General features: G+C 40.0%; 12 protein-coding genes. 1 reads left to right on the top strand and 11 read right to left on the bottom strand.

Going from position 1 to position 11,927, the window contains the following annotated elements:
* From AC1WHX_RS06690 to AC1WHX_RS06655, 8 genes are all read right to left on the bottom strand, one after another.
* The coding region (locus AC1WHX_RS06690; RefSeq protein ID WP_481229039.1) for an aspartate aminotransferase family protein at nt 1–1,101 on the bottom strand (1,101 nt) is incomplete at its 3' end.
* 18 nt (nt 1,102–1,119) lie between these two features.
* Entirely contained in the window at nt 1,120–2,088 is a 969-nt protein-coding gene (gene argC / locus AC1WHX_RS06685; protein WP_122337514.1) for an N-acetyl-gamma-glutamyl-phosphate reductase, read from the bottom strand.
* 63 nt (nt 2,089–2,151) lie between these two features.
* Nucleotides 2,152–3,354 carry an argininosuccinate synthase gene (locus tag AC1WHX_RS06680; protein WP_009319603.1) on the bottom strand — a complete coding sequence of 401 codons (1,203 nt, stop codon included), beginning with the start codon at nt 3,352–3,354 and terminating at the stop codon, nt 2,152–2,154.
* 26 nt (nt 3,355–3,380) lie between these two features.
* Nucleotides 3,381–3,941, bottom strand: a complete 561-nt coding sequence (locus AC1WHX_RS06675; RefSeq protein ID WP_009319604.1) for a GNAT family N-acetyltransferase — start codon at nt 3,939–3,941, stop codon at nt 3,381–3,383.
* 81 nt (nt 3,942–4,022) lie between these two features.
* Nucleotides 4,023–4,508: an arginine repressor gene (gene argR, locus AC1WHX_RS06670; RefSeq protein ID WP_278584210.1), complete on the bottom strand. Its 486-nt coding sequence runs from the start codon at nt 4,506–4,508 to the stop codon at nt 4,023–4,025.
* A 510-nt stretch (nt 4,509–5,018) separates the two neighbouring features.
* On the bottom strand, nt 5,019–5,438 hold the full coding sequence (locus AC1WHX_RS06665) for a GNAT family N-acetyltransferase (RefSeq protein WP_022601164.1): 420 nt from the start codon (nt 5,436–5,438) through the stop codon (nt 5,019–5,021).
* 39 nt (nt 5,439–5,477) lie between these two features.
* The gene (locus tag AC1WHX_RS06660) at nt 5,478–6,260 is read right to left on the bottom strand and encodes a M48 family metallopeptidase (protein ID WP_022390366.1); all 783 of its coding nucleotides are present in this window, start codon (nt 6,258–6,260) and stop codon (nt 5,478–5,480) included.
* Nucleotides 6,261–6,306: 46 nt separating this feature from the next.
* Complete coding sequence (locus AC1WHX_RS06655) at nt 6,307–7,281, bottom strand: IS982-like element ISPrsp2 family transposase (RefSeq protein ID WP_481229041.1); 975 nt, start codon at nt 7,279–7,281, stop codon at nt 6,307–6,309.
* Between the two features lie 47 nt (nt 7,282–7,328).
* On the opposite strand from AC1WHX_RS06655, the gene AC1WHX_RS06650 reads away from it, so the two are divergent.
* Nucleotides 7,329–8,024: a hypothetical protein gene (locus AC1WHX_RS06650; RefSeq protein WP_481229036.1), complete on the top strand. Its 696-nt coding sequence runs from the start codon at nt 7,329–7,331 to the stop codon at nt 8,022–8,024.
* A 194-nt stretch (nt 8,025–8,218) separates the two neighbouring features.
* Here the strand turns inward: AC1WHX_RS06650 and AC1WHX_RS06645 are convergent, their stop codons facing one another.
* The 3 genes from AC1WHX_RS06645 to AC1WHX_RS06635 are packed head-to-tail and all read right to left on the bottom strand — an operon-like array spanning nt 8,219 to nt 11,659.
* On the bottom strand, nt 8,219–8,974 hold the full coding sequence (locus AC1WHX_RS06645; protein WP_009318442.1) for a succinate dehydrogenase/fumarate reductase iron-sulfur subunit: 756 nt from the start codon (nt 8,972–8,974) through the stop codon (nt 8,219–8,221).
* A gap of 22 nt (nt 8,975–8,996) precedes the next feature.
* Nucleotides 8,997–10,940, bottom strand: coding sequence for a fumarate reductase/succinate dehydrogenase flavoprotein subunit (locus AC1WHX_RS06640; RefSeq protein ID WP_022600161.1), 1,944 nt, complete (start codon nt 10,938–10,940; stop codon nt 8,997–8,999).
* 56 nt (nt 10,941–10,996) lie between these two features.
* Nucleotides 10,997–11,659 carry a succinate dehydrogenase cytochrome b subunit gene (locus AC1WHX_RS06635; RefSeq protein ID WP_009318440.1) on the bottom strand — a complete coding sequence of 221 codons (663 nt, stop codon included), beginning with the start codon at nt 11,657–11,659 and terminating at the stop codon, nt 10,997–10,999.
* Between the last annotated feature and the right edge of the window lie 268 nt (nt 11,660–11,927).

Genomic DNA, 11,927 nt, shown 5'->3' with positions numbered 1-11,927 from the left:
TTCTATAAATATGTCGGCTTGATCGGTTGTGAGTACCAGTGGGGGCAGCAGTCGTATTACATTTGTACCTGAAACCCCTGTAAATACTTTCTGTTCAAATAACAGTTTGCTTCTGATCTCTTTTACCGGTTGATCAAATTCAAGGCCTATCATGAGTCCTTCTCCTCGTACTTCTTTGATCTGAGGAATCTTTTTTAATTCATTGATCAGGTAGTTACCTGTATTGGCCGCATTTTCTACTAAATTTTCTTTTTTCATAATATCGAGTACGGCTATTGCGGCGGCACAACCGAGATGATTTCCTCCGAAAGTCGTTCCCAACATCCCGTATGCCGGAGTGAACATGGGGCTTATCAGTACGCCGCCGATCGGGAAACCGTTTCCCATCCCTTTTGCCATAGTTATGAGATCGGCTTTTATTCCGGCATATTGATGTGCGAAAAATTTACCACTTCGTCCGTATCCCGATTGTATTTCGTCAAGAATAAGGACTACACTGTTTTGAGTACATACTTCCCGGAGTTGTTGCATGAAATCGATTTTGGGAACTTGTATTCCTCCGATTCCTTGTATTCCTTCGATAATAACCGCACACACATCGCCTTTGGCTATTTCTGTTTTTACGGAGTCGATGTCATTTAGGTTCAGGTAACTGACTTCGAATGTATCGTTGATAGGTGCAACGATTTTAGGGTTGTCCGTTACTTTTACCGCTGCCGACGTACGTCCGTGGAAAGCTTTTTTGAAAGCGATGACTTTCTTTTTTCCTGTGTGGAAAGAGGCAAGTTTGAGAGCATTTTCGTTCGCTTCTGCTCCGGAGTTAATCAGAAATAGCGAATAATCGTCGTATCCTGATTGTTTTCCCAATTTATCTGCCAGTTCTATTTGCAAACTGTTGATTACCGAGTTTGAATAAAATATAAGTTTTTGTGCCTGTTCGGTAAGTTTTTGAGTGTAATAGGGATGGGTGTGCCCCACCGAGATTACAGCATGTCCGCCATACAAGTCGAGGTATTCGTTTCCTTTCGAATCATATGTATAACAACCTTTTCCCTTGACTATTTCTATATCGAAAAGAGGATAAACATCGAATAGTTTCATAGTGAATTTTTTATTATGTTAAAATGCCGAAGGTTTGAGTTTCAGACCGACGGTTTCTTCCAGACCGAAAAGTAAATTCATATTGTGAACCGCTTGTCCGGATGCGCCTTTCAGAAGGTTGTCGATCAAAGAGGTAATCAGCAATTTATTCCCGAATTTTTCTAAATAAAGTAAACATTTGTTTGTATTTACGACTTGTTTCAGATCGGGATTCTTGTCGCTGATGAACACGAAAGAATGATCGTCGTAATACTCTTCGTAAATTCGTTTTATTTCATCGAGTTCTACCGGGCAGTCCGTGTAAAGAGTGGCGAAAATTCCCCTTGAGAAATTTCCCCGTACCGGAATGAAATTCAAGTCGGTATCAAAACTGTTTTGAAGTTGTCTCAGACTTTGTTTTATTTCTGCCAGATGTTGATGTGTAAAAGGTTTATAGATGGAGATATTGTCATTTCTCCAACTGAAATGAGATGTTGCCGAAGGTTTTTGTCCGGCACCTGTCGATCCGGTTATCGCATGGATATGTACAGGATTGTTAAGCAGCAGGTTTTTTGCCAGTGGGAGCAGAGCCAGTTGTATGGCGGTAGCGAAACATCCCGGATTGGCAACTCGATTGCACCGGATTATTCGTTTACGGTTTAGTTCAGGAAGACCGTAGATAAAATCATGTTCGGGAGATTCTATCCGGAAATCCATAGAGAGATCTATTATTTTTAATTTTTCGGGAAAGGAATGAGTTTCCATGAATTTTTTTGTGTCTCCGTGTGCTGTACAGAAAAATAACACATCGATTTGATCCAATAGAAGCTCGGCGGTAAAAGTCAGGTTTGTTTCGCCGAAAAGTCCTGAATGAACATCCGTAATTTTATTCCCGGCATTACTGCTGCTGTTGACAAACTCGATCTCAACGTCCGGATGATTTATCAATAAACGAATTAATTCTCCGGCTGTGTAGCCTGCTCCGCCTATAATTCCTGCTTTTATCATATTATATTATTGGAATAAAGCAGAAAAAGATAAATCCTTTTCTGCTTTTGGTTTATTAAAAATTTACTTTTTGTTTTTGTTCAATACCGAATGGTAAATTTTCATTTGGTTACCCAAGATTTTGGTGAATCCTTTTACGTCATCAGCTGTCCATGCCTTGTTTACTTCTCCATATTCCCCGAAATCGGATTTCATGAGATCGAAGTCGCTTTCGACACCTACCAAGACATAGCGGTACGGTTTCAGGTCGATGATAACTCGGCCGGTGACATTTTGTTGGGAGCTTTGTAGAAAAGCTTCCATATCCCGCATTACAGGATCGAGGTATTGGGCTTCATGCAAAAACATCCCGTACCATGTCCCGATTTGATCTTTCCAGTATTGCTGCCATTTGGTAAGAGTATGTTTCTCGAGCATTTTGTGGGCGTTGATGATTACCATCGGAGCTGCAGCTTCGAAACCTACACGTCCTTTGATACCTATGATCGTATCGCCGATGTGCATATCTCGCCCGATTGCGTATTTTTCAGTAATTTTTTCGATAGCTTGTATTGCCGCGACTTTGTCATCATATTTTTCTCCGTTGACTGCAGCGATTTCTCCTTCTTTGAAATCTATTGTTAAAGTTTCTTCGCCTTTTGCAATCATTTGGCAGGGATATGCCGATTCGGGAAGAGTCTGGTTACTTTTCAACGTCTCTTTTCCTCCGATACTCGTTCCCCATAATCCTTTGTTGATGGAATATTCCATTTTTTTGAAGTCGGCTTCATATCCGTGTTTTTTCAGATAATCTATTTCATATTCGCGGGTGAGAGTCATGTCTCGTGTCGGCGTAAGTATTTTTATTTCAGGAGCTAATATTTGGAACGTAAGGTCGAAGCGAACTTGATCGTTTCCTGCACCGGTACTACCGTGAGCGACATAATCTGCTCCGATCTTTTTGGCGTAATTGATAATGGCGATTGCCTGAAAAATACGTTCCGAACTGACGGAGATAGGATATGTTCCGTTTCTGAGAACATTTCCGAATATCATGTATTTGATACTTTTATCGTAATATTCTTGTGTTATATCGAGAGAGGCATGTTCGGTCGCTCCCAATTTGTAGGCGCGTTCTTCTATCGATTTCAGTTCTTCTTTACTGAACCCTCCGGTATTTGCGATTGCCGTATATAGTTCGTAGCCGCAGTCTTCTGTCAGATATTTTGCGCAGAAAGATGTGTCTAATCCTCCGCTGAATGCTAAAACAACTTTTTCTTTTTTCATATCGAGAGTATTTATATTAAATGTAATTATTTATTTTCAGAATGGTGTTCTTCGGCATGCGGGTCGAAGAGCATTCCCGTACACAGGCACATTCTGCGGTTTGTCCGTTGCAATATGTCATAGTTTACACAGCTTTGGCATCCTTTCCAAAAAGCTTCGTCATCTGTAAGTTCGGAGAATGTTACCGGACGATATCCTAATTCTGAGTTGATTTTCATTACTGCCAGTCCGGTTGTAAGTCCGAAAATTTTTGCATCCGGAAAACGGGATCGGGAAAGTTCGAATGCTTTTCTTTTGATCCGTTTGGCCAGTCCGTGTCCTCGATATGCCTCTACGACGATAAGCCCTGAATTGGCTACAAACTGTTTGTTACTCCAGCTTTCGATATAGCAAAACCCCGCAAATTTATCTCCGTCGAGGGCGATAATGGCTTTCCCTTCAAGCATTTTTTGTTTTACGTATTCCGGTGACCGTTTTGCGATTCCGGTACCTCTGACTTTTGCTGCTTTCTCGATTGTATCGAGAATTGTTTCTACATACGACAAGTGCTTTTCGCTTGCTACAATTACTTCAATTGTATCTTCCATTTTCTTTTGTTCTTTGGTCTGTTTTTAAGTAGAATAAACAGGCGCATCGGGTCATTTTAATATGTTAATATAATATCTCTTTTATTCTCCGTCGATAGAAGGTATTATGGTTTTTAGAGTTTCTAATACTTGTGGTCGGGTAATTCCTTCGCGTAAGATTAACAATATCGTATCGTCTCCGGCAATTGTTCCCAATATTTCTTCAGCAGAGTGAGTGTCTATGTCCCAAGCTATTCCGCTAGCATAACCCGGACGTGTTTTAATAACCGCCAATTGTCCGGAGAATTCGATAGAAAGAAAACCGGATACCGGGCCTGCATAGTGTTGTTGATTTTTTGCATTGGCCAATCTGCCGATTCCTGCGATTTCGGGCATAACGTAAAGGTAACCTCCGTCTTTGCCTGCGACTTTAGCGATTTGCAGTTGTTTTAAATCTCTGGAAAGGGTCGCTTGAGTGAGGTCGAAACCTCTTTCCGTGAGTTGCTTTAGTAAATCTTCCTGACTACTGATTTTGTGTGAAATAATAATTTCTTTAATAGCCTGTAGCCTATCGACTTTATTTTTCATAAGATTATTCCTTTTTTGAAAGTTTTAAAGTTCCTTTCCTTTTATTTTGTCTGTATTCAAGATTCGTATTTCGTTTCTTATCGTGTTTTTATGTTTTTAGAAAACACAAAATGCACCGAAATAAGTCTCGGAACAGTATCTGATAAAATTTGAAATAGTCTCTATATTGAAAGCAATAATTTATTTCTTTGTATAATTATGCTATATTCAGATGCAAATGTAAGAATAAATGTTTTATTATTGCATAAAACTTGAATTTTTTTTGAATAAATTCATCATTTTGTCGTTTTATACAAAAAATATTCTGTTGTATGAGTTGTGTGATTGAATATTTTTGCGAAAAAATGCAAATGGTCTTGTCGGGGGAAGTCGTGCGACTCTTAAATTGAAATGAAAATCGAATGTGTATGGTTTTTGGAAAAATGATATAGAAAAGCTACTTGGGATTAGAGAATTTTTTTGTTTGGCTGTTGATTTTTTTTGTCATAAAATCCGTCCGGACTCTTGATCTCAAAACGGCCTATTTTTCCATTCCATGAAAAGTTCTTCTTCTCCGGTATGCGTGTCGATTTCGGATTTTATAATTTTGAAGTCTTGTTTTTGATAAAATCCGATAGCTTTTAGATTCTTTTTATAAACATGCAATTGTAAGACCGGGTGTCGCTTTTTTGCAATACTTAGCAGTTGTTTCCCTATACCGTGCAATTGCATGTGTTCGGAAACGAAAATTCCTGCAATATAGTTATCGATAAGACCGATGAATCCTATAACCTTTTTATTTTGGTCTGCAACATATATTTCGGCCTCGGATAGTGCCGATTTTACTTCGTTGAAATTCTCGTACCAATAGTATTCAGGAATGAAAGCGTGCGCTTTCAGGTTGGTGTATAACCATAGTTGCATGACATCTTCGATGTCTTTTGCTTTCATTTTTCTTATTTGCATGAGTCTTTTATCGAACTGAATTTTTTATTTTTTGTATTTCATAGCTTCGGGAACTAATTTCTTTAAATTTGCTATTCGAGAGGCATCAGACGGATGGGTGCTTAAAAATTCGGGGGTGGAAGATCCTTGAGTTGCCATTCTTTCCCAGAATGCAGGCGCTTTCTCGGGATTATAGCCGGCCATTGCCATAAAAATGAGACCCATACGGTCGCTCTCGGATTCTTGCTTACGGGAGTAGGGCAGCATGACACCTACTTGTGTCCCGACACCATATATTTGATTTGCCAAAGCTTGCGCTGCATCCGACTTGTTTTGCATCAGGGTGTTTAACGCTACTCCGCCATATTGAACGAGCATTTGCTGGCTGATTCGTTCACTGCTGTGTTTGGCGACGGCATGAGCGATCTCATGTCCGAGAACGACAGCCAATCCGTCATCATCGAGAGTGTACGGAAGTATGCCGGTATTTACAACCACTTTCCCTCCGGGCATGCAAAAAGCATTCGGTGTATTATCGTTAACCAGTACAAATTGCCAATTATAAGAAGCTGCATCGGCAGTCATACCGTTGTTTCGCAAGAAACTCATGACGGCATTTGCAATGCGTTGTCCGACACGTGCGACTTGTAGTGTCTTCATATAGTCTGTTGACACTTTTGCCGTTTTCATGTAATCCGAGAAACTTTGATTACTTAATGCAAGAACCTCTTGATCAGAGACAAGATTGAGTTGTCTTCGACCGGTCAGCGGTACGCTGCTGCATCCGAGCATTATAAAGAAGATAAACGATATGGCGATTTTTTTCATGAGTCGGAATTATTCTAAAGATAAAAGATCATACCTGTTGGCGGAATTAAAATAGCGCATATTTAATTCTGCCAATAGGCTTTTCATTTTTGTAGTTAATATATTGGAGGATTGTAAGTGCGCTAATCTTCCCGATAATCCGGGCAAACAATCCATCTGTATCTTTCGCATAATTCCTTATAATCATAAACTGGTCACACAATTGCGAGAATAGGGTTTCAATTCTTTTTCTCGCTTTGGCAAAAGCTGGGAATGTTGGCTTCCATTCTTTTTGATTACATCTGTATGGTACCTCCAATCTGATATTGGCAGTTTCAAACAGATCCAATTGCACTTGGGCACTTATATATCCTCTGTCCCCTATGACTGTACAATTACTATAATCCACTTTCACATCCTTCAGGTAATGAATGTCATGCACACTTGCCTTAGTGAGGTCAAAGGAATGGATGACACCACTTAACCCACAGACTGCATGGAGTTTATACCCATAATAATACATGCTTTGTGATGCGCAGTAGCCTACCCCAGGTGCTTTACTAAAATCCTTCTTTCCCATACTGCAACGTTTAGAACGGGCAATACGACATACTTCTATCGGTTTCGAATCAATACAGAAATAGTCTTCACCACCATCCATTTTAGAAACCATTCTTTCTCGGATTGCATTACATAGGGAGGAAGTTATTTTACGCCTGTCATTGTATTGTCGGCGGGAAATTAGGTTGGGTATTTCAACCCTATATTCCTGTAGCTTTGCAAACAACAGCGACTCACTGTCAATACCAACAGCCTCTGATGCCATGTTCAAAGCCACTACTTCAAGGTCTGAGAATTTAGGAACGAATCCTCGTCTTGGCACATTCCCAGATTCATTGACTAAATTGCCGGCAATTTGCTTGCATATGTTCAGTAATTTTGCGAATATTGCATATAAGTTGTGCATACGATATTTGTCTATTAAAAGTTTGTTCACCTTTAATTTACTAAATATCAACAATATGCACAACTTTTTAAACATAAATCTTTTATAATTTAATTCCGCCAATAGGTGTAGAGTGTATAGTTATGGCAATCAAAAATACTCCATTCTCCATATCTTTAATATTAGGTAACATCACATTAATAGGACTGTTACTTATATTTATGGTTATATCCTATATCCCTTACATTCCGTCAATAATCACTTTCATTTCTGCCTTAACATACACATATTGTATATATAGAACCCAAAATGAGACCCTTATCGAAGTCGCACTCCCTATATTCGTTGCCTTTGTAGTCGTATCATTAATGAACCGGCATCTGACTCAAAACATATCGAATATGCAGAAAGAAAATATCAGATACGAGATAGAGCAAAAAACAATTCTCGGATTTTTAAATATGGACAAACAGCAAGTATTTCGTTTTATCGAAATCATGAAATCCAAAGGGTTGACTATGTCCCAGACCGAGGAGGTGCTTGAATTGCTTGGAAAAGAAACCTGGGAAAAGATCGAGTCCGGTGTAAGAAGGATGATACAAAATAATGAACAAAATATCGAACGTTTAAAACAATATGCCGATACATTGACACCTTCGGAACTCTTGATGTGTGAGTTGATACTTGATAACAAAAATATTTCGGCAATCAGTGCGATAACGGGCAAATCGGTATCTAATATAACCAGCACACGTTCTCACATACGCAACAAATTGAATCTCAAAAAAGATGAAAATCTTCGGGAAGCGCTACTGAGGATCACGAAACAAAAGAAATAACTCGATACAGAAACGCTATTAGCCGCATACGGTAATCTATTCATAAAGAGTTCAAATTCGGCTCAAATATTTCGAGAATTGCTTTTTGTTTTGATAAAGATATAAAACGTGCAAAAACAGAAAAAGCAGATAATAAAAACGGGATTTAGCATAACTAAATCCCGTTCCATAAAATAATCAATCCAATGATGTTATCAATCTTTTAACTTAGCCGAGATAAATTCCCGATTCAAACGTGCAATGTTCGAAATAGAGATATTTTTAGGACATTCGGCTTCACAAGCTCCGGTATTGGTACAATTTCCAAAACCGAGCTCATCCATCTTAGCAACCATTGCCTTTGCCCGGCGGGTAGCTTCGACCCGTCCTTGCGGCAGTAACGCCAACTGGCTTACTTTAGCCGAAACGAACAACATGGCCGACCCGTTCTTACATGCGGCTGCACAAGCTCCGCAACCGATACATGCGGCTGCATCCATTGCCAAATCGGCATCTTCTTTAGGTATGGCTATCGCATTGGCATCGGGAACGCCACCGGTATTTACCGAAACGAATCCTCCTGCTTGAATGATTTTATCATAAGCCGAACGATCTACCATCAGGTCACGGATAATAGGGAAACCTGCCGAACGCCACGGCTCGATGGTGATCGTATCGCCATCATTAAAACGGCGCATATATAACTGACAAGTAGTAGCACCGGTCGCAGCTCCGTGAGGATGACCGTTGATATACAACGAACACATACCGCAAATACCTTCACGGCAGTCATGATCGAAAACGACAGGGTCTTTACCTTCTTTTATCAACTGTTCGTTCAGAATATCCAGCATTTCCAAGAAAGAAGCACCCTGAAAAATATTATTCAGTTGGTAAGTTTCAAAACGGCCTTTTTCTTTCGGACCTTTCTGACGCCAAACCTTAAGGGTTACATTTATATTTTTGTCCATGATAATTCTTTGTTACTGATTATTACTTTTTATAGTTACGGGTTTGAGGAACGACAAATTCATAATTCAACATTTCTTTCAGCATTACAGGGTCTTTATCTTCTCCCTGATATTCCCAACAAGAAACATAAGAGAATTTATCATCATGACGCAATGCCTCACCCTCTTCAGTCTGGTGTTCTACACGGAAGTGACCACCACAAGATTCTGCACGATCCAAAGCATCATGAGCCATCAATGTACCGATTTCGATAAAATCGGCAAGTCTCAATGCTTTTTCCAGTTCGATGTTCTGATCATTGCCCGAACCCGGAATAAATACATTACTCCAGAATTCTTTCTTCAGATCTTTCAACATCTCGATTGCTTCTTTCAAACCTTTTTCATCACGAGCCATACCGATATGTTCCCACATTATATGACCTAAACGCTTATGTAAAGAATCTACCGATTCTTTTCCTTTTATGCTCATCAATTTGGTAATACGAGCTTCGATATTCTTTTCTGCTTCTTTAAATTCGGGCAGATCGGTACTGAAACGAGGCACTTGAATCTGGTCGGCAAGATAATTTTGGATTGTATAAGGCAATACAAAATAGCCGTCAGCAAGACCTTGCATCAAAGCAGAAGCTCCCAAACGGTTAGCCCCATGATCTGAGAAGTTTGCCTCTCCGATTGCAAATAGGCCCGGAATAGAGGTCTGCAACTCATAATCTACCCATAAACCACCCATTGAATAATGCAATGCCGGGTAAATCATCATCGGAGTTTCATACGGGTTCTCATCTGTAATTTCTTCATACATATCGAATAAGTTACCGTACTTCTGTTTTACCACTTCTTTACCTAAACGCTTGATAGCATCGGAAAAATCGAGGAACACTGCCAATCCGGTATTGTTTACACCGAAACCGGCATCACAACGTTCCTTGGCGGCACGTGAAGCAACGTCACGCGGAACTAAGTTTCCGAATGCAGGGTAACGACGTTCCAAGTAATAATCGCGATCTTCTTCCGGAATATCTTTTCCTTGTTTCTTCCCGGCCTGCAAAGCTTTCGCATCTTCTATCTTCTTCGGTACCCAAATACGTCCGTCATTACGTAAAGACTCGGACATCAAAGTCAGCTTCGACTGGAAATCTCCATGCACCGGAATACAGGTCGGATGGATCTGTACCATACAAGGATTGGCAAAATAAGCTCCTTTTTTATAGCATTGCCATGCAGCAGAACCGTTAGAAGCCATTGCATTGGTCGACAAGAAGAATGTATTTACATATCCTCCTGTTGCAACGACAACAGCATGTGCAGCATAACGTTCGATTTTACCGGTTACCAAATTACGGGTAATGATACCCCGTGCACGACCATCTACCAACACGACGTCCAACATCTCATGACGGGTAAACATTTTTACTTTACCTTTACCGATCTGACGGCTCAATGCGGAATATGCGCCCAATAACAGTTGTTGACCGGTCTGACCACGAGCATAGAATGTACGGGATACCTGAGCACCACCGAAAGAACGGTTATCCAACAAACCGCCATATTCACGGGCAAAAGGTACACCCTGAGCTACACACTGATCGATAATATTGTTAGAAACCTCCGCCAAACGATATACATTCGCTTCACGGGCACGATAGTCTCCACCCTTGATCGTATCATAGAAAAGACGATACACGCTATCGCCGTCATTCTGATAGTTTTTCGCAGCATTAATACCGCCTTGTGCAGCAATTGAATGCGCACGACGGGGAGAATCCTGAATGCAGAAATTCAATACGTTAAATCCCATTTCAGCTAATGAGGCGGCAGCCGAAGCTCCGGCAAGACCGGTACCTACGACAATAACATCCAGACGACGCTTATTTGCGGGATTCACCAGTTTTTGGTGAGCTTTATAATTACTCCACTTTTCGGCCAACGGACCTTCAGGGATTTTAGAATCTATTTGAGACATATTTGTTTGTTTTCGTTTGAATTAATATAAAATCTTTATCAAAAGGTCTCTTCCGATTATGCGATAAAACCGAAATAAATCGCAATAAAAGCAAAACCTGCACAAATGATCGTTGCATAAACATTCGAAATCGCTTTCCAACGAGTCAACCACACGTTATTATTCCATCCGATCGTCTGAATAGCGCTCCAGAAACCGTGAGTGAGATGAAACCAGATAGCAACGAACCATACCAAATACAAAATAACGAACAACGGATTGCTGAATGTGTCCAGAATCAATTGGTAGCCATCGTGAGGATCAACGCCCAAATCTAAACCTGCAATTTCATTAAACTGCATTTTATACCAAAACTGAGCAAGATGCAGAATAAAGAAAACAACAACGATAATACCCAGCACCAGCATGTTTTGAGATGCCCATTCTACCTGTTTAGGTTTGGCAATCACAGCATAACGGTCATTCCCCCGGGCTTTACGATTCTGAATCGTAAGCCAGAATGCATAGATGATGTGCACAACAAAACCCAAAGCTAAGATAAGAGTTCCGACCAATGCGTACCAATTGGCTCCCAAGAACTCACAAACCATGTTGTAGGCTTCCCCGGAGAACACCGCAACAAAGTTCATTGCTAAGTGGAAGGTTAAAAACAAAATGAGGAAAAGCCCGGACAGACTCATGACCAGCTTTCTCCCGATTGAAGAATTGAATAACCACATAGGATTCTAAGTTTTAAGTTATTTATTTATGTTATGTAGATTTACCGCATTTTTACAAATTGCAAAATTAGGTGAATATTGCGTACAAAACAAGTGATTAAAGAATTTTTTCCTTAAATAAAGAAGGCTGCCTTAAAAAACTTCCGTACCGGAATAAATATCAATAACAGGCCTCTGTTTAAGTAGATTACAGATTCTAAAAATAATAAGAGAATAGATCGAGCTTAGTCCTCAAGTCAAAAAAAAGAATTACAGAGTTTGTTTAAGG

The sequence above is a fragment of the Coprobacter sp. genome (genome assembly GCF_982436375.1).
This window is presented reverse-complemented; position numbering and strand designations above follow the sequence as displayed.

Coding starts and splice junctions, on each gene's coding strand:
- argC (WP_122337514.1), bottom strand. CDS start 2,088: ATGATAAAAGCAGGAATTATAGGCGGAGCAGGCTACACAGCCGGAGAA.
- AC1WHX_RS06680 (WP_009319603.1), bottom strand. CDS start 3,354: ATGAAAAAAGAAAAAGTTGTTTTAGCATTCAGCGGAGGATTAGACACA.
- AC1WHX_RS06675 (WP_009319604.1), bottom strand. CDS start 3,941: ATGGAAGATACAATTGAAGTAATTGTAGCAAGCGAAAAGCACTTGTCG.
- argR (WP_278584210.1), bottom strand. CDS start 4,508: ATGAAAAATAAAGTCGATAGGCTACAGGCTATTAAAGAAATTATTATT.
- AC1WHX_RS06665 (WP_022601164.1), bottom strand. CDS start 5,438: ATGAAAGCAAAAGACATCGAAGATGTCATGCAACTATGGTTATACACC.
- AC1WHX_RS06660 (WP_022390366.1), bottom strand. CDS start 6,260: ATGAAAAAAATCGCCATATCGTTTATCTTCTTTATAATGCTCGGATGC.
- AC1WHX_RS06655 (WP_481229041.1), bottom strand. CDS start 7,281: ATGTTTAAAAAGTTGTGCATATTGTTGATATTTAGTAAATTAAAGGTG.
- AC1WHX_RS06650 (WP_481229036.1), top strand. CDS start 7,329: ATGGCAATCAAAAATACTCCATTCTCCATATCTTTAATATTAGGTAAC.
- AC1WHX_RS06645 (WP_009318442.1), bottom strand. CDS start 8,974: ATGGACAAAAATATAAATGTAACCCTTAAGGTTTGGCGTCAGAAAGGT.
- AC1WHX_RS06640 (WP_022600161.1), bottom strand. CDS start 10,940: ATGTCTCAAATAGATTCTAAAATCCCTGAAGGTCCGTTGGCCGAAAAG.
- AC1WHX_RS06635 (WP_009318440.1), bottom strand. CDS start 11,659: ATGTGGTTATTCAATTCTTCAATCGGGAGAAAGCTGGTCATGAGTCTG.